Annotated in this window: 20 protein-coding genes; 11 read left to right on the forward strand and 9 right to left on the reverse strand. The window is 59.3% G+C overall.

Annotated elements, in window-relative coordinates:
• The coding region (gene dctP, locus NDI87_RS09150) for a TRAP transporter substrate-binding protein DctP (protein ID WP_296274901.1) at positions 1-847 on the forward strand (847 nt) is incomplete at its 5' end.
• Positions 848-964: 117 nt separating this feature from the next.
• Here dctP and NDI87_RS09155 read toward each other — a convergent pair.
• The 3 genes from NDI87_RS09155 to NDI87_RS09165 all read right to left on the reverse strand — a co-directional run bounded on the left by NDI87_RS09155 (position 965) and on the right by NDI87_RS09165 (position 4713).
• Complete coding sequence (locus tag NDI87_RS09155) at positions 965-2815, reverse strand: TRAP transporter large permease subunit (RefSeq protein WP_296274902.1); 1851 nt, start codon at positions 2813-2815, stop codon at positions 965-967.
• Positions 2816-3418, reverse strand: coding sequence for a TRAP transporter small permease subunit (locus tag NDI87_RS09160; protein ID WP_296274903.1), 603 nt, complete (start codon positions 3416-3418; stop codon positions 2816-2818).
• Positions 3419-3573: 155 nt separating this feature from the next.
• Positions 3574-4713, reverse strand: a complete 1140-nt coding sequence (locus NDI87_RS09165; RefSeq protein ID WP_296274904.1) for a substrate-binding domain-containing protein — start codon at positions 4711-4713, stop codon at positions 3574-3576.
• Positions 4714-4810: 97 nt separating this feature from the next.
• Here NDI87_RS09165 and NDI87_RS09170 point away from each other — a divergent pair, with 97 nt between their 5' ends.
• Genes NDI87_RS09170 through NDI87_RS09180 form a run of 3 tightly spaced genes read left to right on the forward strand, consistent with a single transcriptional unit; the run spans position 4811 to position 7085 of the window.
• Positions 4811-5551 carry an ABC transporter permease gene (locus NDI87_RS09170; protein ID WP_296274905.1) on the forward strand — a complete coding sequence of 247 codons (741 nt, stop codon included), beginning with the start codon at positions 4811-4813 and terminating at the stop codon, positions 5549-5551.
• Positions 5548-6267, forward strand: coding sequence for a phosphate ABC transporter ATP-binding protein (locus NDI87_RS09175; protein WP_296274906.1), 720 nt, complete (start codon positions 5548-5550; stop codon positions 6265-6267). Before NDI87_RS09170 ends, NDI87_RS09175 begins: the two co-directional genes overlap by 4 nt.
• Positions 6264-7085, forward strand: coding sequence for an extracellular solute-binding protein (locus tag NDI87_RS09180; protein ID WP_296274907.1), 822 nt, complete (start codon positions 6264-6266; stop codon positions 7083-7085). The genes NDI87_RS09175 and NDI87_RS09180 overlap by 4 nt, the downstream gene beginning before the upstream one ends.
• A gap of 17 nt (positions 7086-7102) precedes the next feature.
• Here the strand turns inward: NDI87_RS09180 and NDI87_RS09185 are convergent, their stop codons facing one another.
• Complete coding sequence (locus NDI87_RS09185; RefSeq protein WP_296274908.1) at positions 7103-7429, reverse strand: AzlD domain-containing protein; 327 nt, start codon at positions 7427-7429, stop codon at positions 7103-7105.
• On the reverse strand, positions 7426-8127 hold the full coding sequence (locus NDI87_RS09190; RefSeq protein ID WP_296274909.1) for an AzlC family ABC transporter permease: 702 nt from the start codon (positions 8125-8127) through the stop codon (positions 7426-7428). The genes NDI87_RS09185 and NDI87_RS09190 overlap by 4 nt, the downstream gene beginning before the upstream one ends.
• Positions 8128-8264: 137 nt before the next feature.
• Here NDI87_RS09190 and elbB point away from each other — a divergent pair, with 137 nt between their 5' ends.
• On the forward strand, positions 8265-8957 hold the full coding sequence (gene elbB / locus NDI87_RS09195; protein WP_296274910.1) for an isoprenoid biosynthesis glyoxalase ElbB: 693 nt from the start codon (positions 8265-8267) through the stop codon (positions 8955-8957).
• A complete protein-coding gene (locus NDI87_RS09200; protein WP_296274911.1) occupies positions 8954-9535 on the forward strand; it encodes a TIGR00730 family Rossman fold protein in 582 nt (193 codons plus the stop codon). The genes elbB and NDI87_RS09200 overlap by 4 nt, the downstream gene beginning before the upstream one ends.
• A gap of 38 nt (positions 9536-9573) precedes the next feature.
• Here NDI87_RS09200 and modC read toward each other — a convergent pair whose 3' ends face one another.
• The 4 genes from modC to NDI87_RS09220 all read right to left on the reverse strand — a co-directional run bounded on the left by modC (position 9574) and on the right by NDI87_RS09220 (position 13282).
• Entirely contained in the window at positions 9574-10638 is a 1065-nt protein-coding gene (gene modC / locus NDI87_RS09205; protein ID WP_296274912.1) for a molybdenum ABC transporter ATP-binding protein, read from the reverse strand.
• An 8-nt stretch (positions 10639-10646) separates the two neighbouring features.
• Positions 10647-11345 carry a molybdate ABC transporter permease subunit gene (gene modB / locus NDI87_RS09210; RefSeq protein ID WP_296274913.1) on the reverse strand — a complete coding sequence of 233 codons (699 nt, stop codon included), beginning with the start codon at positions 11343-11345 and terminating at the stop codon, positions 10647-10649.
• A complete protein-coding gene (modA, locus tag NDI87_RS09215; protein ID WP_296274914.1) occupies positions 11342-12052 on the reverse strand; it encodes a molybdate ABC transporter substrate-binding protein in 711 nt (236 codons plus the stop codon). The genes modB and modA overlap by 4 nt, the downstream gene beginning before the upstream one ends.
• Before the next feature lie 105 nt (positions 12053-12157).
• Complete coding sequence (locus NDI87_RS09220) at positions 12158-13282, reverse strand: helix-turn-helix domain-containing protein (RefSeq protein WP_296274915.1); 1125 nt, start codon at positions 13280-13282, stop codon at positions 12158-12160.
• 105 nt (positions 13283-13387) lie between these two features.
• Here NDI87_RS09220 and NDI87_RS09225 point away from each other — a divergent pair, with 105 nt between their 5' ends.
• The 5 genes from NDI87_RS09225 to NDI87_RS09245 all read left to right on the forward strand — a co-directional run bounded on the left by NDI87_RS09225 (position 13388) and on the right by NDI87_RS09245 (position 21280).
• Positions 13388-15154 (forward strand): ATP-binding protein, encoded by a 1767-nt coding sequence (locus tag NDI87_RS09225; RefSeq protein ID WP_296274916.1) that lies wholly within the window; start codon positions 13388-13390, stop codon positions 15152-15154.
• 9 nt (positions 15155-15163) lie between these two features.
• The gene (locus NDI87_RS09230; protein WP_296274917.1) at positions 15164-16540 is read left to right on the forward strand and encodes a sigma-54 dependent transcriptional regulator; all 1377 of its coding nucleotides are present in this window, start codon (positions 15164-15166) and stop codon (positions 16538-16540) included.
• A gap of 229 nt (positions 16541-16769) precedes the next feature.
• The gene (locus NDI87_RS09235; RefSeq protein ID WP_296274918.1) at positions 16770-18689 is read left to right on the forward strand and encodes a hypothetical protein; all 1920 of its coding nucleotides are present in this window, start codon (positions 16770-16772) and stop codon (positions 18687-18689) included.
• A 249-nt stretch (positions 18690-18938) separates the two neighbouring features.
• The gene (locus NDI87_RS09240) at positions 18939-19415 is read left to right on the forward strand and encodes a 4Fe-4S dicluster domain-containing protein (protein ID WP_296274919.1); all 477 of its coding nucleotides are present in this window, start codon (positions 18939-18941) and stop codon (positions 19413-19415) included.
• A gap of 11 nt (positions 19416-19426) precedes the next feature.
• Entirely contained in the window at positions 19427-21280 is a 1854-nt protein-coding gene (locus NDI87_RS09245; protein ID WP_296274920.1) for an aldehyde ferredoxin oxidoreductase family protein, read from the forward strand.
• Positions 21281-21496: the final 216 nt, after the last annotated feature.

Genomic DNA, 21496 nt, shown 5'->3' on the forward strand with positions numbered 1-21496 from the left:
TGGCGTTGTCGACGGCGTGCAGAACGGCACGGTGGAGTGTGCCCATACCGCCCCCTACTATTTCTTTGGCAAGGATGAGGCGTTCGCGCTCGACTGCTCGATTCCGTTCGGTCTCAATTCTCGCCAGTTGACCGCCTGGATGTTTGCCGGCAATGGCTTGAAGTTGATGCGCGAGTTCTACAGCAACTTCAACATTGTCAATTTCCCGATGGGCAATTCAGGTGCCCAGATGGGTGGCTGGTACCGCAAGGAGATCAAGTCGCTGGCCGACATGAAGGGCATGAAAATGCGTATCGGCGGTTTTGGCGGCCGAATCCTGGAGCGCCTGGGCGGTGTACCGCAAAACATTCCTGCCGGCGAAATCTACCAGGCACTGGAAAAAGGCACGGTTGACGCCGCTGAGTGGATCGGCCCGCACGACGACCTGAAGCTGGGTCTGTACAAGGTGGCGCCTCATTACTACTATCCGGGCTGGTGGGAAGGCAGCACGCAATTCTCCCTGTATGTCAACCAGAAGGCCTATGACGGTTTGTCGCCTGAGAACAAGGCGATCATCCAGGCAGCTTCTTCGCGTGCCCATGTGTCGATCCAGGCCGACTACGACTACAAGAATCCGGGTGCCCTGAAACAACTGGTGAGCCAGGGTGCCAAATTGCATCCGTTCTCCAATGACATCATGAAAGCAGCTTTCAAGGCGACCGAGGATGTTTACGCCGAACTGAGTGCCAAGAACCCGAACTGGAAGAAGATTTATGGGGATATGAAACCGTTCCGGGCAGACGCCAACCTCTGGGCCCGCTTTACCGAACAGCGTTTTGACAGCTTCATGCAGTCGCAAAAACTGTAAGTCGTCTCTTCTGAAGAAAAAAGCCGCGCTGCTGCGCGGCTTTTTTTCGTCTGGATCAAGTCAAAAAAACGCCGGCGGCCTCGCGACCCCGGCGCTTCATTGCGTTGTCGGGTCAGCTCAGGGCTTGGCCTTCTTCGCGTCCTTGGCAATGGCCTCCTGCATGGCTTTCATGGGGTCAATGTCCTCTTCCAATGCGGGAGGTGCTTCCAGGGCGGCTGGGGCGTTGCTGTCAGTCGTTGTTTCTGAATCTGCAGGAGGCTCGGTCTGTTCGGTGTCGGTCATAGGTTCAGCATCATGCATCTGCAGCTGCTCCATGACAGCGGCGTCGCTCAAACCTTTGTCTTTGGACATGTTGCCTACCACCAGCGACGGGAAAATCATGATAGCCGCCACCATGATGAGCTGCAACACGATGAAGGCGATCGAGCCCTTGTAGATCTCGTTGGTGCTCACGGCCTTGATGGTCTTGCCGGTCACGCGGTCTTTGTAGTCGAACTTGGCGGCTACGCTGCGCAGGTAAAACAGGGCAAAACCAAAGGGCGGTGTCAGGAACGAGGTTTGCAGGTTCATGGCGATGATCACGCCGAACCAGATCATGGCGACATCGGGCGTCATGCCGGGCACCAGCCCGGGCAGGATTTTTTCCGCCACCGGAGCCAGCAAAGGCAGCACGATGAACGCGATCTCGAAGAAGTCGATGAACATGCCCAGCACGAATACCAGCAGGTTGACCACAATCAAAAAGCCCCAGCCGCCACCCGGCATGTCGGTGAACAGATGCTCAACCCAGATGTGGCCATCGGCGGCGTTGAAGGTGAAACTGAAGACCGTGGAGCCGATCAGGATGAACAGCACGAACGTGGCCAGCTTGGCGGTGTTTTCCAGGGCCTGATTGAGCAGCGGCATGCTGAGGCGCTTCTTGCCGATGGCCAGGATCAGGGCACCGAGCGCGCCCATGGCGCCGCCCTCGGTGGGCGTGGCTACACCGAGAAAAATCGTGCCCAGCACCAGGAAGATCAGGATCAGCGGTGGCATCAGCACAAACGTGACCTGCTCGGCCAGCCTTGACAGCAGGCCCATTCTGGTGATGCGATTGAGCAGCGCCAGCACCAGGCCCGTGATGGAGGCCAGCGTCAGCGTCATGATGACGATTTCGTCTCCTGCGGAGGGGATGCTGCGTTCCAGCCAGCGCGTCATCAGGGTATCGTGAACCTGGGCCCAGCTCCAGCCGACGGCCGAACAAATGAGAACCAGCACCAGCAGCGACTTGTGGCCCGAACTGCCATTGGCTTCGCGGTAGATACGGGCCTCTTGCGGCAGCGCAGGCACCCAGGCCGGTTTGACCAGCGCCACGATCACCACGAACACGATGTACAGGCCTACCAGCAGCAGACCGGGCAGCAGGGCACCGGCGTACATGTCGCCCACCGAGCGGCCCAATTGGTCGGCCAGCACAATCAGCACCAGCGACGGCGGGATGGCTTGCGCCAGCGTGCCCGAGGCCGTGATGGCACCGGTGGCAATGACCCGGTTGTAACCGTAGCGCAGCATGATGGGCAGGGAAATCAGGCCCATGGAAATCACCGCAGCCGCCACCACGCCGGTGGTTGCGGCCAACAGTGCGCCGACCAGGATCACCGCAATGGCGAGGCCGCCGCGCAGCGGGCCAAAGACCTGACCCACGGTTTCAAGCAAATCCTCGGCCATGCCCGAGCGTTCCAGAATAATCCCCATGAAGGTGAAAAACGGGATCGCCAGCAGCGTGTCGTTTTGCATGATGCCGAAGATGCGCAGCGGCAGGGCCTGAAATAGTGACGGCGGAAAAATGCCGGCCTCCATGCCGATAAAACCAAAACCCAGGCCGGTCGCGGCCAGCGCGAAAGCGACGGGGAAACCAGTCAGCAGGAAGGCGAACAGGCCACAGAACATGAGCGGCACAAATTGCTGTGCCAAAAAGGTGGTTTGCATTTATTTGCCCTCTGCCAATTTGCGTGCGACGATCGCTTCGAGTTCTTCCAGGTGTTTTTCTTCGTCGGATTTGTTGACTTCATGGGACAGCACATCAGGCCCTTGATCTCTTAAAAAAGCAATGCGCTTGATCAACTCGGACAGACCTTGCAAGGCCAGCAGCGAAAAACCCAGGGGAATCAGGCCGTAGGCCGGCCAGCGGATCAGACCACCGGCGTTTTGCGACATTTCTCCCGTGGCCAGCGCGTTCGTGAACAGCGGCCAGCTCAGCACGATGGAGAGCATGCAGAATGGAAACAGCACGACGATGATGCCGATCACGTCAATCCAGTTGCGCGTGCGCGCCGTCAGTTTGGTAGCGATAAAGTCAATGCGCACATGCGAATTTTTCAGGAAACCATAACCGGCACCCATCAGAAAAACAGCGGCAAACAGGTACCACTGGATTTCGAGCAGGCCATTTGAACTGACGTTGAATATTTTGCGCACGATGGCGTTGCCGGCGCTGATCAGGGTGGTGGCGAGGATCAGCCACATGGTGAGTTTGCCAACCCAGGTGCTGAACTTGTCGATCAGCCGGGACAGCGCTAGAAATGGGGTCATGGTGTCTCCATCATTTGATTATTGTGCGCAGGTGAACCATGGTAATGGTTTTGTGCGGTCTGAAAGACGCTGGAGTTTAGCGTTTAAGGCTTGAGGTTGGCAGGAACAATTTTGGGGGGAGGTGTGAATTTTTGTCGCAGCCCCGATGCGGGATTTCATGTTGTACGCCTATTTTCTGCAGGTGCCTTGTTGTGCCGGTAGTCCCACCACGGTAAAACCTGGCGCATGGACAGTACCTGGCCGCATTGCTGTGCCGAATAACCAGGTATTTTGGCGATCCGGGCGAGCCATTGGGGTGTTTGCAGCAGTTGCAGCAAGGCCTCGATGCCGGGCTGTGCCAGCGCCGATTTAAGGCATACCAGGTGGTAGCGCTCGTCGGCCAGTGGCACGAAGTCGAGACCGGCCTGCTGTGCTGCCGCGGCGATGCCCATGCCCGCATCACATTGGCCCGCTGCCACCGCCTGTGCCACCGCGGCATGCGACGGCTCGGTGTGGGCGTAGCCGTTCAGCTCGCTCGACTGCAAGCCTGCTTGCATCAGCAGTTCGTCCAGCACCACGCGCGTGCCGCTGCCCAGGGTGCGGTTGGCAAAGCGGGCGTGACGCTGCACCACATCCTGCAAACGGTACAGATCAAGCGGATTGCCGCGCGCCACTATCAAGCCCTGGGTGCGCTGGGCAAAACCGATAATTTTGTGTTGACCGGGCTGCAACAGCGGTTTGTAGGTGCGCTCGGTCAGGGTCTTTTTTCCGCTGCCCAGCAGGGTGTGAAAGCCAGCCATCACACAACGGCCTTCGTTCAGCGCGCGGATGGCATCGACACTGCCGGTGAAGCGGATGTCCAGGTGCAGCCTGCCGGGTCCGGAATCCAGCGCTTCCCTTTTCAGCGCATGCTCGCGCAAGCTTGAAAGTGCATCGTCATGGCTGGCGTAGAGTGTGACCACGTGTACGCTGTCGTCAAAGGCCAGCGCATAGCTGCGTTCCAGCTCGGCGCGCAAGGCCTCTATCTGGGGAGACAGACGGGCCTGGGCCTGGCGCTCGGCCCACATCAGCTTGTTGCCAAACTCGGTCAAGTGGGCGCGCTGGCCTTTTTCCCAGACCACAAGTTCGTTGCCCAGTTCGTTTTCCCAGCGTTTGAGTTCGCCCCAAACGTGGCGGTAGCTCAAGCCCAGCGCGCGTGCGCCGCCAGAAATGGAACCCTGGCTGCTGACGGCCTGCAGCAAGTCGATCAGCGGATTGCGCACCTGCGCGGGGCTGCTGTCTTTGGAGAGGGTGTAGTGGAGTTGGAGCCTATGCACGGTGGTTCATATCGCCAGGTTTTGGATCGGTGGCTACGATAGCTTAAACCATAAAGATCAGCGCCATGAGGGCGTCTGTCCCGAAAGAAACTTTGTCATGACCACCTTTCTCGAAAGCGCTGCCACCGCGCTGCAACTCATCACCTCCATGGACACCGAATTGCTCACGATTGTGGGCCGCTCCCTGTCTGTGAGCGCCACTGCCTGCGTGCTGGCATGCAGCCTGGGGCTGGTGTTGGGTGCCTGGCTGGGGGTGGCACGCTTTGCCGGTCGTGGTGCCGTGCTGACGCTGCTCAACACCTTTTTGGCCGTGCCCTCGGTGGTGGTCGGGCTGGTGGTTTACCTGCTGCTGTCGCGCACCGGGCCGCTCGGATTTTTGGGCTGGCTGTTCAGCTTCAAGGCCATGGTGCTGGCGCAAGCGGTGCTGGTGCTGCCGGTGGTGACCGCCTTGACGCGGCAAGCGGTGGAAGATGCACAGAATTTGCATGGCGAGCAATTGCAGTCGCTCGGTGCCAGGCCGCTGATGCGCAGCCTGCTGTTGGCCTGGGACGAACGCTATGCCTTGCTCACGGTGCTGATTGCGTCCTTTGGCCGCGCTGTGTCTGAAGTGGGCGCGGTGATGATCGTGGGTGGCAATATTGACGGCTTTACCCGCGTCATGACCACGGCGATTGCGCTCGAAACCAGCAAGGGCGATTTGCCGCTGGCCCTGGGGCTTGGACTGATTTTGTTCGGCGTGGTGTTGCTGCTCAATGTGCTGATCGCGTGGCTGCGGCGCTGGCGCGAAAGGCAGGAGGGTGGCACGGCCCCCGTGCCGACGTTGGGAGTGAGCGCTTGAACCGGGTTTATGCACTGACCGACGCGTGTGTGCACTTTGGTCAGTCGGCCCGCGTCGTGCGCGCACTGTCCGATATCAGCCTGCAGATTCACGCGGGGGAGCGGGTGGCGCTGGTGGGGGCCAATGGCTGCGGTAAAAGCACACTGCTGCGCTTGCTGCATGGCCTGACGCAGCCCACATCGGGGCAAGTCCAGAGTGAGCCTGGCTTGCGCCAGGCCATGCTGTTTCAAAAACCTCACCTGATGCGTTTGTCGGTGCAGGCCAATATTTCGCTGGGCCTGTGGCTGCGCGGCACACCCTGGGGTCAAGCCAGGGCGCAGGCCTTGACGGCGCTGGCCCGGGTTGGCCTGTCGGCACTGGCCCGGCGCAACGCGCGCCAGCTCTCCGGCGGTCAGCAGCAGCGCGTGGCCATGGCGCGCGCCTGGGCCTTGCAGCCGCAGGTGCTGCTGCTTGATGAGCCGACTGCCAGCCTGGACCCGCACGCCAAGCGCGAGGTGGAGTCCCTGATGGAAGAGTTTGCCAGCGGGTCAGCGACCATGACCCTTGTTTTTGCCAGCCATAACCTGGGTCAGGTCAAGCGCCTGGCGAGCCGCGTGATCTACCTGGAGCAGGGCCGGGTGCTGGCTGATTTGCCTGTGCAGGATTTTTTTGGCGGGCCCTTGCTGCAACAACAGTACCCGGCAGCCCATTTGTTTGTCAGAGGAGAACTTGCATGAAGCCCGTGAATTCTTTTAAATATGTACAAGCAGCGGCACTTTCAGTTGCCTGTCTGGGGGCTTCCCTGGCGGCGCAAGCACAGTCGATGGTGGTGGCGTCAACCACGTCGACCGAACAATCGGGGCTGTTTTCCGTGCTGCTGCCCGAGTTCAGGAAAGCCAGCGGCATCGATGTGAAAGTGGTGGCCCTGGGCACGGGCCAGGCCATCGACATGGGGCGACGCGGCGATGCCGATGTGCTGTTTGTGCATGACAAGGTGGCCGAGGAAAAAGTAGTGGGAGAAGGCTTCGCTGTCAAGCGCCTGGAGGTGATGTACAACGACTTTGTATTGGTTGGTCCGGCGACTGACCCGCTTAAGGCCAGGGGCGCTAACGTGGTTGAGGCGCTTAAAAAAATCGCTGTCGCCAATGGCGAATTCATCTCGCGCGGCGACAAAAGCGGAACCCATGCGGCCGAGCTGCGTTTCTGGAAAATGGCCGAGCTGGCGGAAAAACAAGGCAGCGGCTACAAATCCTGCGGCTGCGGCATGGGGCCGGCACTGAACATGGCTTCCAGCAGCAATGCCTACGCGCTGACCGACCGCGGCACCTGGCTCAACTTCAAGAACCGGGGCGAGTTGAAAGTGCTGGTTGAAGGCGACAAACGCCTGTTCAATCAATACGGTGTGATGCTGGTCAACCCGGCCAGGCACCCGCATGTGAAAGCGGCAGAGGGTCAAAAATTTGTCGACTGGGTGACATCAGCCGCAGGTCAGGACGCGATTGCCAGCTACAAAATTGGTGGTGAGCAGATGTTTTTTCCGAACGCGGTGCAATGAATTTTTGACCGGGGTTCTCACGGGCCCCAGTTGCGCAGCAGCACATACAGCGCCGTGCCCGTCAAAATGCTCAGCAACGGGTGTTTTTTCCACCATTGCAATGCCACGACGGTGGCCGCCGCCAGCCCTTCTGCCCAAGGGCCCGACGGGTTCTGGCGGGCACTTCCCACCAAGGTATGCAGCAGCAACAGCGTCATGATGGCCAGTGGCAAAAAGCGTCCCAGTTGCTGCACCAGCGGGTGACTTTGCAGAAAGCGGGCCGCCAGAAATGGCAGGGCGCGCAGACCAAATGTGACCACGGCCATGGCCGCGATCACGCCGATGACATAAGGAACATTGATCATGGCGTCACCTCTTGGGCGACCGGCTTGTGCCAGACCAGTCCGGCCAGCACGCTGAGGCCGATGGCAATCAACAAGGCTTGTTGTGGCCACAGTGCCCAGGCTACGCCGTAGCTCACGACAGCCACCCACAGCGGTGCGGCTGCGTCAGCACTGCGCCATTGCTCCACTGCCAGCACTGCAAACAGGGCTGCCAGCGCAAAGTCCAGCCCCGCCAGGGCGATTTGCGCCTGCGCCCCGATCGCTGCGCCCAGCAGGGTGCCCAGCACCCACCAGCCCTGGTTGAGCAAGGCCACGGTGACCATCTGGCGCGTGCTGGTGCCGGCGGGCAGCGTGGTCAGCACTGAATAGGTTTCATCGGTCAGGGCAAACACCAGATACCAGCGCGCCCAAGGTTTGGCGGGCAGCTTGTCCAGCAGCGACAGGCCATAAAAAACGTGGCGCAAGTTCACCACCAGGGTGGCCAGCGCAATGGCGGCTACCGGCAGCCCCGCCGCCAGCATCGGCACCATCATGAACTGCGCGGCACCGGCAAACACAACAACACTGGCCAAGAGCGCCAGCCACCACGGTGCGCCCGCTTGCACAAACAAAAAGCCAAACACCATGCCCAGCGGCACATAGCCCATGGCCACGGGTACAGAGAGCGACAGCACCGAGATGTGCGGACTTGGTGGGGTATGCGAAGGAATGGAGGGCATGAAGCAGGTGCTTTGAATCGCAGTGATGAATTGAAATAGTGTGACAAGCTGAATTTTGCCTGACCCGGTGGCCGAGGCACCGCTTGTGAAGCGGGTAGGGTGCGCAGCATAATTCGCCAAAACCGCCGGAGATTCTCATGACAAACGCTCAAAAAATTCCCCATGTTGCCGTCTTGCTCGCAGGCTGTGGTCATCTGGACGGTGCCGAAGTGCGCGAGTCGGTGCTGGCGCTGCTGGCATTGGACCAGCACGGCGCGGCGGTGCAGTGCATTGCGCCCAATGCGCTGCAGTTTCATGTCATCAACCACATCACCGGCGAGCCGGTGCCCGGTGCGCAACGCAACATCTTGGAAGAATCCAGCCGTATCGCCCGCCTGGGACAGTGCTTGGATCTGGCGCAAGCCAGCGTGGCGGACTATGACGCGCTGGTGATGCCGGGCGGTTACGGCGTGGCCAAAAACCATTGCTCGTTTGCCTTCAAGGGTGCACAGGCCGATGTGCGGCCCGATGTGGCGGCTTTCATCAAGGGATTCTTTGACGCCCACAAGCCGGTGGGTGCGATCTGCATTGCGCCGGCCCTGGTGGCCTTGGCGCTGCACCAAACGCATGACAGCGCCACGCTGACGCTGGGCAATGATGCGGGCTGTGCCGCGGCCCTGGGGCAACTCGGTCAGATCAACCAGAACACCCCCGATGCCACCCAAATTGTGATTGACGAGACGCACAAGCTCATCACCACGCCGGCCTACATGTTTGACGACGCGCGCCTGAGTGATGTATGGGTGGGCATTGAGCGCTGCGTGGCCGAGGTGCTCAAGCGCGTGTCATGAAGGCCATATGCGTCTATTGCGGCTCCAGCCCGGGTCGGCTTGAAGTCTATGCCAGTGCCGCGCGCGCGCTCGGCCAAGCGCTGGTGGAGCGGAATCTGGGGCTGGTTTACGGCGGTGCCAGCATTGGTCTCATGGGGCTGATTGCCGACACCGTACTGCAACTTGGCGGCCGGGCTGTGGGCGTGATCCCGCAAGCCCTGGCGCGAAAGGAAGTGGTTCACCGGCACTTGACTGAACTCCATGTGACCCAATCCATGCACGAGCGCAAAACCTTGATGGCCGATCTCTCGGACGGCTTCATTGCCATGCCGGGCGGGATCGGCACGTTTGAGGAAATTTTCGAAATCTGGACCTGGGCCCAGCTTGGCATCCACACCAAACCCTGTGGTTTGCTGAATGTGGCGGGCTACTACGATGCGCTGAGTACCTTTCTCGATCATGCGGCGGCGGAACAGTTTCTCAAGCCGCCGCACCGTTCATTGTTGATCGTCGAGCAAGCGCCTCCAACGCTGCTGGATCGGTTTGCCAGCTACCAGCCGCCAAGCGTTCGGAAGTGGCTGGACGCGGACGAATCCTGAAGCGGCGATTGCCGAGTTTTTTCCCGTGCGTCAGGATTTCATTCCATCAACGCCACCGACTTGATCAAGGCAAACGCCTGCATCCCGGGTTTCAATGTCAGCGTCTGGCAGGAATAGGCGGTAATTTCCGCCAGCAACTGCTGGCCGTCGGCCAGCAGGCAGACGACGGTGACGCGGCCCTGGGCACCCGGGTGAAGGGCGACGATGGTGATGGGCAACTGGTTCAATATGCTGAGTCCTTGAGGTTGTACCGTGGCCAGACTCACATTGCGCGCCAGCACGCGCAAGCGCGAGGCCGATGGGTTGGCGCCGGGCGCCAGGCTCAAGCGCAATTGCAAAGTCTCGTTGCCAAAGGGGGTCAGGCCGTGCTCGTCAGTATGTTGCAGGGTGCCCTGCAGCACACTGACCGGACCTTCCTCATCAAACAGGGGCGAGTCGGGTCGCGTCAAGGCATCCCGCAGCGTCTCGATGCGTTCGATGCGCCCGTCGGCCATGAAGATCACGCGGCTGGCCAGGCGTTCCACTTCGAGTGGTGCGTGGGTGATGTACAGCACCGGCAGGCCGGTTTCCTGTGCCAGCCCGTCAATCAGCGCCAGCAACTCACTTTTGGCGCGCCAGTCGAGCGCGCTCAAAGGCTCGTCCATGCACAGCAGGCGGGGTTGCGAGAGCAGCGCGCGCGCGATGGCCACGCGCTGGCGCTCGCCGCCCGAGAGTGTCGTCACCGCCTGGTCAAGCAGCGGGTCGATGCCCAGGCGGACGGCAGTTTTCGTCAAGGCATCGGGTGGCGCTGCCGGAGCACGTTGCAATGCATAGTTGAGGTTGCCGCGCACATTCAGATGGGGAAACAGTGCTGCTTCCTGAAAAACAAAGCCGATATGGCGCTGGGTGGTGGGCAGGCGCCAGGCCTGGTTTTGCCAGACCTCACCCTTGAAAGTCAACTGGCCGCGCGTGTCTGGGTCAAGCCCGGTGATCGCCCTCAGGAGCGTGCTTTTGCCCGAGCCGGAGCGACCAAACAGCACGCTGACACCTTGCGCTGCAAAGGCAAAAGAGCCGCTGTCTAACTCAAAATTGCCCTTCTTCAGGGTGAGGCGGCCTTCAATCATGGGGTGCATCAGCGCGGTTTGAGCGGACTCATCACGCGCTGGTTGATGGCGTAAAACAGCAGCAGCGTCAGAAACGAAAAACCCAGCAAGACGGCCGAGAGCCGGTGGGCGGCGCCGTACTCAAGTGCCTGGGTGTGGTCGTAAATGGCGATCGACACCACCCGCGTCTCGCCTGCAATGTTGCCGCCCAGCATGGCAATTACGCCAAACTCACCCACGGTGTGGGCGAAAGTGATGACGACGGCGGTCAGGATGCCGCTGCGCGACAGCGGCAGCACCACGCTAAAAAAACGGTCCAGCGCGCCGGCGCGCATCGTGGCAGCAGCGTCGAGCAGGCGGCTGTCAATGGCCGCAAAGGCATCGCGCAAGGGTTGCACCGCAAAGGGCAGCGAGTAAATCACCGAGCCCACCAGAATGCCCCAGAAGCTGAAGGCCAGGTGCTGCAAGCCCAGTTGTTCCAGCGTGCCGCCCACCGCGCCTTGCGGTCCGAGCACGATCAGCAGATAAAAACCAATCACGGTGGGTGGTAACACCAGCGGCAACGACACCAGCGCCGCCACGCCGTTGACCCAGCGGCTGCGGCTGTGCGCCAGCCACCAGGCCAGTGGCGCCGACAACAGCAGCAAGATCAGCGTGGTCAAGCCCGCCAGCTTGGCGGTGAGCCAAATTGCTTGCCATTCACCCGAGGTCATGCCAGCGAAGTTCATGGCCTGGCCTCATGGGGCAAGGAAAAACCGTAGCGTTGCATTACCAGGCGCGCCTCGGGCGTACCCATGAACTGGGCAAAAGCCCTGGCGGCGGCGTTGTTGCGGCCATAGTGCGTGACGGCGTAGGCTTGCTCCAGCGCTTGGTGGGTGTTGGCCGGGATCAGGTAATAACCGCCTTTTGCTTTGAGTGTGTCGTTCATGGCGAGTGACAGGGCGATGATGCCGATCTCGGCTGCCTGGGTGTCTATAAGTTGTGCCGTGTGCGAAATGTTTTCGCCAAACACCAGCTTGCTTTGAAGCTGGGTCCAAAGGCCCGCGTGTTCCAGCGCTTCCCGGGCGCGGGCGCCGTAGGGCGCATGTTCCGGCGCGGCAATGGCGATCTTGCGAAATTCGGGCCGGGCCAGGCTCGCCAGGCTGAGTTGGCTGGCATCGACCTTGGCGCTCCACAGCACGATGCGGCCGAAAGCGTAAGTGGTAACCGGGGCAAGCGCCTTGCCGCTGGCAATAAGTCTTTTTGGGTAGTTCATGTCCGCCGAGAAAAAGATGTCAAACGGTGCGCCATTTTCGATTTGCTGCATGAACTTGCCCGAGGAGCCCATGATGAGTTCAAGTTGGTGCGTCGGGTTGTTTTTCTGAAACAGGGGCAGAAGTTTATTAAAGGCAAAGCGCAAGTCTGCGGCAGCCGCCACCCGGGCTGTTTCGGCCATGCTGAGGGGGGGTGCGGTGAGTGCAAAAAATCCAAGCACCAGATTCAACAAGGGGTGTAATTTCAATCATTTACCTTTTTGACAGAGGCCAGAGTGGCCGCGATTTCACGACGATTTTTGCCCCAGCTTGCGGTACAGCGTGGCACGGCTGATCCCCAGTGTGCGGGCGGCCTGGCCGACATTACCACGGGCATCGTCCACCGCCTTGCGGATCATGTCGGCCTCGACCGCGCGCAGTGCCCGCGCTGGTGCCGCACCGGCTTGCAGCGTGCGGGCTTCGTCGGCACGGGTGATGGCCTGGGCTTGCAGGCGCAGGCCGCTCCAGAGCGGTAATTCAATCGGGCAGCCGGGTCGTTTGGCGGCATCAAACAAAGGCTCGAACGGCATGCCAAAAACTTCACTGACATGCACTACTGCCTGGTCCGGCCCTGCCAAGCCTGGCACCATCTGGCGTGCCACCGGGTTGGCCCCGGTGATCCAGCCCTCAGCGTCCAGGCACAACATGCCGTCGGCATCGCTGCCCAGAGCGTTGCCCGGCCAGTTCAAACGCAGCAGCAGGGCATGGGGCAGGGCGGTGACGAGGGCATTTTCAATTTTGCAGGCCGACTGCATGACCAGGTGTTTGAGTTCCGGGCGCTCCTGCGCATCGACTCCGGTCACATCGAGCATGCCCACACAGCCACCATCGGGGCCAAACAGCGGCGCTCCTGCGCAACTGTAAACCGACGTGGCCTCAAAAAAATGCTCGCCACGGTGCAACCAGACCGGTTGCCGTTCAGCAAGCGCCGTGCCAATGGCGGTGGTGCCAATGCTGCGCTCGGACAGGTCGGTGCCGACCCGGGTGATCTGGTGCGCGCGTGGGTCGGCGTGGTCAATGGCGCCGCAGGCATCGACCACCACCCCGTCGGCATTGGTCAGGATGGCAAAGTAGCGAGTGTTGACAATAGCGCGCGCCAGGTTTTGCAGCATGGGGTGCGCTGCTTCCATCAAATGCTGGTTGGCTTCCAGGGTATGGCGCAGCATGGGCGCAGTGACTTGTGCAAAACTGACATGGCTGCTGGGTTCCAAGCCCAAATTCAGACAGCGTTGCCAGGAACGTTCGACCCAGGGCGCCACCCAGCCGGTCCCTAAAGAACCGCCCTCTTGCATCAGGCTTTGGCGCGCCTGGGCAATGCGCGCCAGGCGGCTGGGCGATGCCTCGGTTTGGGTGCTTGGGTTGGCGGCGTTCATGTTCCGGTCGGTTGGTGTCTGAATTTATCGCATTTTGGGTCAATGGGTGTGTCTATACTTGTCAGGGTGTTCAGATGCAGGCACACCTTATAAGTGAAATCCAATGTGACTATTTCCTCGCCGCGCCGCGTCAAGGCCACGTTGATGTGGCCATTTGCGATGGTTTTGACCTTCATTTTGACGGCTTTTGTCACAACGGCTTATTTTTTGCAGGTGCAGGTGCGTGATCGGGCCTTGTCCGGGCGGGTCGCAGCCGTGGCCAAGTTGGTGAATCAAAAACTGGACAAGGACACCAGTCTGATGCGTGCTGTGATGCATACCATGCAAGGCATTCCTGCGATTGGTGCCGCGTTTGCCGCCCAGGACCGGGACGCCTTGTTGCGCGAAGCCGGTCCGTTGTTTCAAACCTTGCGTTCCGAGCACCGGATCACGCACCTGTATTTCAATAATCCTGAACTGGTCAATCTGGTGCGTTTGCATAGTCCGGATGAGTTTGGGGGGCAAATCAAGCGCACCACCGCGGTCGAGGCACGCAGCCAGAACAAGATCACGCACGGTTTGGAGCTGGGCGCTTTGGGCACCCTGACCCTGCGTGTGGTCGCGCCCTGGCCCAGCGCCGGCGGGGTGTTGGGTTATGTCGAAATGGGCGAAGAAATAGGTCATCTGGTGCAGGAAATCCATGACAGTTTGTCGGTGGACTTGCTGGTGCTGGTGGACAAACAGTTATTGCCAGCGCAACAGTGGCAACACGGTTTGGCATTGCTCGAACGACAGGGGAATTGGGATCGGTTTACCCAGCAAGTCATGGTGGCGTATACCAAGGCAGATATACCTGTTGCCATGAATGATTCCGTATTGGCCGCCTTGCGCATGGGGGAGACACAAGTGTTCTCGGAAAGCAGGCAAACGTTGCATCTGGCCATGTTGCCACTGGTTGATTCCAATGGCCAGCGCATCGGCGACATGGTGGTGATGCGCGACATTACCGGTTTGGAGGGAACCTTTCAGCGCTCCATCACCATGGTGACTTTCTTGAGCCTGTTGGTAGGCGCCTTTGTGTTGGGGCTTTTTTATTTTGCGCTGGACCGGGTGGAACGCGATTACCAGCGCCAGCATGATCTGGAGCATCAGTTGTTGCGGCTTGACACCGAACATGCGCGCATTCTGCAGGTTGAAAAGCTGTCAGCGCTGGGTACCATGGTGGGTGAAATTGCACATCAACTCAATAACCCATTGGTGGGGGTGGTGAACCTGGCGCAATTGGCACAGCGCGAAGCCAACAACCCGGCGCGCACGCGTGAGCTGCTGGCTGAGATTCGACACGCCGGGCAAGACTGTCATGCCTTCATCGCTTCGATGTTGCGTTTCGCCAAAGTGTCCAAATTTGATTGCCATTCGACCGACATGGCGCAAGTGGTCAACGAGACAGTGCTCATGTTTCGCCAGACCATACGGCGGCAGATTCAGGTCGAACTGGTGCTTCCCGATCAGCCCGTGGTATTGATGGCAGACCCCATTCTGCTGCGCCATGCGCTCTTTAATTTGCTGGTCAATGCAGCCCAGGCTACTGAGGGTGATGGGGCCATCGTGATCAGCTTGCAGGCCCAGCCACACCCTGAGACGGGCGCCCCCGGGTGGCGGCTTGCGGTGCGCGACCACGGCAAGGGCATCGCGCCGGAGATACTGGACAAGGTGTTTACCCCCTTCTTTACCACCCGGCACGAAGGCACGGGCCTCGGATTGCCGGTGGTGCAACATGTGGCCTTGTTGCACCAGGGCTTTGTCAGCGTTGAGAATTTACCGGAAGGTGGCACGCAATTTGCGGTTTGGTTGCCGCAAGCCATTCCGTGCCCTCTTCAACACCCCACCTGAGCGTTTCCCATGTTACCCAAGATTCTGGTTGTCGATGACGACCGCTATACCCGAACGCTGATCGAGCAAATGCTGGGTAATAGCGCGCAAGTGCAACTGGCATCCGACGGTGAAGCCGCGCGCGAGTTGTTTGCCGCGCATGACTTTAATCTGGTGCTGATGGACCAGCGTTTGCCCAGGCACCAGGGCCTGGATTTGCTGCGCGAGTTCCGTGCCCAGCGACCACGCATGGTGGCCATCCTGATGACCGGTTTTGCCGATGTGCGCGATGCCGTGGCCGCCGTGCGCGAGGGCCTGTTCGATTATCTGACCAAGCCTTTTGAAGACCTGGAAGCGCTGGAGGCGGTGATCGGCAAGGCGCTTGAAATTGACGCGGCTTACCGTGAAATTGACAGCCTGCGCAGCCGTCTGGCAAAGACCTCCGGTGCGCCCATGGTGGTGGGGCAGTCAGCCGCCATGGCGCGTTTGCTGGGTCAGATTCAGCAAGTGGCGGGTCTGGATACCACGGTGCTGCTGGAGGGCGAAAGCGGCACCGGCAAGGACGTGATGGCCAAGCTGATCCATGCCCATAGCCAGCGTGCCGACCAGGCGTTCCTGGAGGTGAATTGTGGCGGCTTGCCCGAGTCTTTGCTCGAAAGCCTGCTGTTTGGCTATGAGAAAGGCGCATTCACCGGTGCCGCTCAGGCCAGTGCCGGTTACTTTGAAAAAGCCAACGGCGGCAATCTGTTCCTGGATGAAATTGCCGACATGAGTCCCAAGCTGCAAAGCAGTCTGCTGCGCGTGCTGCAGGACCACAGCTTTTGCCGCATTGGCAGCACCCATCCGCGCTCCACAGACTTTCGCCTGATTTGCGCCACCAATCGTTCCCTGGCGGGCGAGGTCAAAGCGGGGCGTTTTCGCGAAGATTTGTACTACCGCATCAATGTAGTGGCCATGCAGTTGCCGCCGCTGCGTGAGCGCGAGGGTGACGTTTTTCGTCTGGCGGTGCATTTTCTGGAGTTTTTCAATGCCAAATTTGGCAAGCAATGTGGCCCCTTTAGCCCCGCTGCGCTGGCTTCTCTGGAGGCACACCCCTGGCCAGGCAATGTGCGCGAGTTGCGGCACTGTATCGAGCGTGTGGTTGCATTGCAGTCTGGTGGCGTGATTGACGCAGTTCACCTCTGTCCCAGCTGTAGCCCGTATGCTGTGTCCGATAGCCACGCCTTGATTCCGCCGGCCTATGAACTCGCCTACCAGGGAGCCCGTGCGAGCTTTGAGCAGGGGTATTTGAAAGGACTGCTTGCAGCGGCAAGCGGTAATGTTTCCGAAGCTGCCCGTTTGAGTGGCATTCCGCGGCAGAACCTGTATGTCAGGATGAAGCGATGGGGAATCGTCACTGAAACATGACAGTTGTCGCGATTATTTGACAGTCACCAAGACTTTCCCCGTTTTTTTGCGGCCATTTTTGCCTTTGAATTTTTGCTGTTGCAATTAATTTATCTCTGCATGTCCATGTAAATGAAGACTTATTTTTGACAGGCTTTTGTTCCTTCGGTGATATGGCCTGCCACAGCTTGAATGGCACGAAGATTGCCTTGACAGGTGGAGTTAATTTCACTCAATCAAGGAGATCATGATGCGAAAGACAGTTGTTGGGAGCCTGTTGGCCCTGGCTGCGACGTTTTTGATTTATGGCTGTACGCCGACCGAAATCAAAAGCGTCGCCAATGCGACGGTAGCGGGAGTGGTTGAAGACGGCAGCAAGGAGACGTTTAAAAAGGTTCCCGATGCCACGGTGTGGTTGATCCCGTCGTCAGATGTGGTGGCCATGGGCAAAACGCCCATTGAGATCAAGAAGGATGCCAAAAACGACGAGCCTCTCGAGGATAACCTGGCCGCAAACCTTGACCGTTACCTCAAAGCCAAAACGGATGCCAAAGGCGAGTTCAAATTTGCCAATGTCCCGGCGGGCAAGTATTTTGTTTATGTGGAACCTGCCAACAGCAAGTATTTGCCGGGTGGCGACAAGTCACGCAAGGCGATGACCAGCGATGAGTTGTCCAGGGCGCCCTTGAAAATCAAGGTCTCCGGCAACACGCCAGTGGGTGCAACCTACATCGGCAGTTCGGCCTGTATTGAATGCCACGAGGATCAGAAACACTTCACCAAAACGCTGCACCGCCTCGGTATTACCGTGATCGGCAAGCCCAGCAAGTTGCAGGATTTTTCCAACTTTCCGGACTTCAACAAAGGTCTGGACAAGTTGATGGCCGGCACCAAATTCTGGTTCCATGGCTATGACCCCAAGCGGGGTTTTGACAAGTACCAGATCAGCACCAAGGCCCCTGCCGATGCCGCCAGCGTCAGCTTTACGGCCGCGTTTTTCAAGGACAAGGACGGCTCGCTGAAGTTCCGCGCCGAGAATGCCAAAAATCCCCAGGATCCAGCGCGCATCTATCCGGTTGAAATGACCTATGGTGGCGGTGTTTACAAGCAGCGCTACCTGGTGCGCGTGGGTGCCAACCTGTTCCCGTTTGTTCAGTTCAATCAGCTTGGCAATGACACTTTTGCCGACCGCAGTCGCAAAGAATGGCGCGATTACCACGCCGACTGGTTCTATAACGAAAAGACCAGCCTGCTGGCCGACCCACCCCAAGCCAAATCATTTGACAAGGAATGTGCCTCTTGCCATGCCAACGGTTACACGCTGACCAAAACAGCTGCCGGTGATTACAAGGCCGGTGCCAGCAACGACCGCAATGGTGAGATTGACATTGATGGCGACGGCAAGCCCAACGAAATCAATATGGGCTGCGAGACCTGCCACGGCCCCGGTTCTGTGCACAACGCAGCCAAGGAAATTGACATGCCGTCCACCATTGTCAGTCCCAACAAGCTGGCCGCTGAACGGGCCTCGATGATCTGCGGTCAGTGCCACAGCCGGCCACAGGGCTACCTGAACAACGACCAGCCGGTCAACAAGGACAACAGGATGATGCTGCCGGGTACATCCCGCAACGTCTTCCTGAAGGACTACACCACGCGCGAGGATGCGGGCAAGAACGATTATTGGGCCGACGGACTGCACTCCAAGTCGCACCACCAGCAGTACACCGACTTCATCAAGTCAGCCAAGTACCGCAACGGCACACAGTTGGTGGCCTGTTCTGATTGCCACGATACCCATGGCACGGCCAAGTTCGAACATCAGATGAAAATAGACAACAATTCGTCAGAGTCCTGCACCAGTTGCCATGTCAACAGCAAGGACCTGAAGAAGCACCTGGCAGACAAGGCCAAGTGCACGGTCGATCCAGCCAAGATTACTTGCGCCAGTTGCCACGTCACCAAGACCATGCAAACCGGCGCCGGTTTCGGCAAGGGCCTGACAGCGGCTGATGGCAAGAACTACTGGACCAACGACATCAGCTCGCACATCTATGACGTGCCGCGCAAGGACAACGTGGGCGTGAAAGGTGTGGCACCTGGTTCAGCCATGCCAATCCCGTACACCAATGCGTGTGGTGCGGCCTGCCATGATGTCAAAAAACTTTAACTGAGTTTTTCTCCTCTGGAAAACGCCGGCTAGTCCGGCGTTTTTTTTGGTGCGTCATGGCGAACGAAGTGCGGCAATCCATGGCTGTCTCAATTTGAGAATTTCTGACCATTACCCTCATCCGATTAGGGTTGTCCCTAGGTTATATTTTTTGCCAAACTCTAACAATGGCTATGTAACTGATTTCATAAGAACGGCAGCGCTGCTGTTCCTGAGTTTCATTGATCACCCATTAAAGGAGACCCTCACATGCAAAAGGTGTTGCACATCAACGCAGACAAGTGCACCGGCTGTCTGCAGTGCGAAATGGCCTGTTCTTTCGAGAACTACGGCACCTTCGCCACCGCCAAATCGCGCATCAAGGTGTTTAACTTCCATCACACCGGCAAAAAAGTGCCTTACACCTGCACCCAGTGTGACGAGGCCTGGTGCCTGCACGCGTGCCCGGTCGAAGCCATCACGGTGGACAAGGCAACTGGCGCCAAGGTGGTGAACGAGGCCACCTGTGTCGGCTGCAAGGTCTGCACCATCGCCTGCCCATTCGGCACCATCAATTACGTCCAGGAAACCGGCAAGGTGCAAAAGTGCGACCTGTGCGGCGGCGAGCCAGCCTGCGCCGATGCCTGTCCCACCGGTGCCATCACCTTCATTGACGCCAACTGGACCGGTTTGGGGAAGATGGAACAGTGGGCAGATAAATTGGGTAACCAGCCTTCGGCTGCATAAGGAGAACGAACATGTCATGGGCAGGAAAAATCCTCCGCGTTAACTTGACCGCAGGGTCCGTCAAGTCTGAACCTCTCAATATGGAATGGGCGCAAGCCTACATCGGCTCACGTGGCCTGGGTACCAAGTACCTGGTTGAAGAAGTTGATGCCAAAGTCGATCCACTGTCTGCAGAGAACAAGATCATCTGGGCCACCGGCCCGCTGACCGGCACCATGGCCTCGACCGGTGGCCGCTACACCGTCATCACCAAGGGCCCGTTGACCGGTGCCATTGCCTGCTCCAATTCGGGCGGCTACTGGGGCGCCGAGTTCAAGATGGCGGGTTGGGACATGGTCATTTTCGAAGGCAGGTCGGCCAAGCCGGTTTACCTGTACGTCAATGATGACGTCGCCGAACTGCGCGATGCCGCCCACCTGTGGGGCAAGAGCGTCTGGGAAACCGAAGAGATGATCAAGAAGGGTCTGCAAGACCCGCTGGCCCGCGTGTCGAGCATTGGCAAGGCCGGTGAAAACGGCGTGTTGTTTGCGGCCGTGGTCAATGACCTGCACCGTGCGGCGGGCCGTTCCGGCGTGGGCGCCGTCATGGGCAGCAAAAACCTCAAGGCGATCGCAGTGCGCGGTACCAAGGGCGTCGGCAACATCCGTGACCCCAAAGCCTTCATGGCCGCCACCAAAGCCGCCAAGAAAGTGCTGGCTGACAACGGCGTCACTGGCACCGGCTTGCCCGCCATGGGCACCCAGGTGCTGATGAGCGTGATCAACGAGGTGGGCGCCTTGCCCACCCGCAACCATCGCGACAACCAGTTTGAGGGCGCCATGGACATTGGTGCCGAAGCCATGGCGACGCCGCGCAAGACCGATGGCAAAAAACAGCTGGTCACCAACCAGGCCTGCTTTGGCTGCACCATCGCCTGCGGTCGCATCAGCAAGATGGACGAAGGCCATTTCACCATCGAGAACAAGCCGCAATACCGCGGCGCCAATGGCGGACTCGAATACGAAGCCGCCTGGGCGCTCGGTGCCGCCAATGGTGTCAACGACCTGGAATGCCTGCAATACGCCAACCTGTTGTGCAACGAAGAAGGCATTGACCCGATCAGCTTTGGCGCCACCGTGGGTGCGGTCATGGAACTCTACGGCATGGGCGTCTTGACCAAGGAACAGGTCGGCATCGAGGCCAACTTCGGTTCGGCGCGTGCACTGGCCTTTCTGGCCGAAGAAACCGTCAATGGCCGCGGTTTTGGCAAGGAAGTCGGCCAGGGTTCCAAGCGCCTGACCGCCAAGTACGGTCACCCGGAACTCAGCATGTCATCCAAGGGCCAGGAATTCCCGGCCTACGACGGTCGCGCCATTCAGGGTATTGGCCTGGCCTACGCCACCAGCAACCGGGGCGGCTGTCACCTGCGCGGCTATACCATTGCGTCCGAGATCCTGGGCATTCCGGTCAAGACCGATCCGCTGGAATCCCAAGGCAAGCCCGAGCTGGTGAAAGCCTTTCAGGACGCTACCGCTGCGTTTGACTCGTCGGGTCTGTGCATCTTTACCACCTTTGCCTGGGGCCTGCAGGACTTGGCGCCACAGATCTCAGCCGCCTGTGGTGACCAGTACACCATTGAAGAGCTGGCATTGATTGGCGAGCGCATCTGGAACATGGAGCGCGAGTTCAACAACCGTGCCGGTTTCACCAAGGCCGACGACAGCTTGCCACCACGGTTGACCAGTGTGGAAGGCGCTTGCAAGACCGGCCCGGCCAAGGGTAAGTTCAACGAACTCGCCACCATGCTGCCGCTGTACTACGAAGCCCGTGGCTGGGACCCCGAAGGCCGCCCGACCGCAGCCACCAAAGAACGGCTGAGCCTGTAAAGTAGACGTTACGTCATTGCGAGCCTCCCGTATCCGGTCCGCTACCGCATATGGACCTTGAACCCTGTGGGGCGGACTTTAGTCCGCCATGGTCGAATAAATTCGACCCCACAACGAACCAAAACTCGGTGTTCATCGAAAGGAGCGCAGCGACGCGGCAATCCGGGAAGTCATGGATTGCCGCGCTTCGCTCAATGGGATGGACGCAGAGTCACA

This window comes from Rhodoferax sp., assembly GCF_023701345.1.
GTDB lineage: Bacteria > Pseudomonadota > Gammaproteobacteria > Burkholderiales > Burkholderiaceae_C > Rhodoferax.

What these genes read in the sequence shown, in the direction of transcription:
- elbB (WP_296274910.1), top strand. Translation starts at nt 8,265, where the DNA reads ATGACAAACGCTCAAAAAATTCCCCATGTTGCCGTCTTGCTCGCAGGC.
- NDI87_RS09240 (WP_296274919.1), top strand. Translation starts at nt 18,939, where the DNA reads ATGCAAAAGGTGTTGCACATCAACGCAGACAAGTGCACCGGCTGTCTG.
- NDI87_RS09235 (WP_296274918.1), top strand. Translation starts at nt 16,770, where the DNA reads ATGCGAAAGACAGTTGTTGGGAGCCTGTTGGCCCTGGCTGCGACGTTT.
- NDI87_RS09230 (WP_296274917.1), top strand. Translation starts at nt 15,164, where the DNA reads ATGTTACCCAAGATTCTGGTTGTCGATGACGACCGCTATACCCGAACG.
- NDI87_RS09245 (WP_296274920.1), top strand. Translation starts at nt 19,427, where the DNA reads ATGTCATGGGCAGGAAAAATCCTCCGCGTTAACTTGACCGCAGGGTCC.
- NDI87_RS09200 (WP_296274911.1), top strand. Translation starts at nt 8,954, where the DNA reads ATGAAGGCCATATGCGTCTATTGCGGCTCCAGCCCGGGTCGGCTTGAA.
- NDI87_RS09155 (WP_296274902.1), bottom strand. Translation starts at nt 2,815, where the DNA reads ATGCAAACCACCTTTTTGGCACAGCAATTTGTGCCGCTCATGTTCTGT.
- NDI87_RS09160 (WP_296274903.1), bottom strand. Translation starts at nt 3,418, where the DNA reads ATGACCCCATTTCTAGCGCTGTCCCGGCTGATCGACAAGTTCAGCACC.
- NDI87_RS09170 (WP_296274905.1), top strand. Translation starts at nt 4,811, where the DNA reads ATGACCACCTTTCTCGAAAGCGCTGCCACCGCGCTGCAACTCATCACC.
- modB (WP_296274913.1), bottom strand. Translation starts at nt 11,345, where the DNA reads ATGAACTTCGCTGGCATGACCTCGGGTGAATGGCAAGCAATTTGGCTC.
- NDI87_RS09185 (WP_296274908.1), bottom strand. Translation starts at nt 7,429, where the DNA reads ATGATCAATGTTCCTTATGTCATCGGCGTGATCGCGGCCATGGCCGTG.
- modA (WP_296274914.1), bottom strand. Translation starts at nt 12,052, where the DNA reads ATGGCCGAAACAGCCCGGGTGGCGGCTGCCGCAGACTTGCGCTTTGCC.
- NDI87_RS09220 (WP_296274915.1), bottom strand. Translation starts at nt 13,282, where the DNA reads ATGAACGCCGCCAACCCAAGCACCCAAACCGAGGCATCGCCCAGCCGC.
- NDI87_RS09180 (WP_296274907.1), top strand. Translation starts at nt 6,264, where the DNA reads ATGAAGCCCGTGAATTCTTTTAAATATGTACAAGCAGCGGCACTTTCA.
- NDI87_RS09190 (WP_296274909.1), bottom strand. Translation starts at nt 8,127, where the DNA reads ATGCCCTCCATTCCTTCGCATACCCCACCAAGTCCGCACATCTCGGTG.
- modC (WP_296274912.1), bottom strand. Translation starts at nt 10,638, where the DNA reads ATGATTGAAGGCCGCCTCACCCTGAAGAAGGGCAATTTTGAGTTAGAC.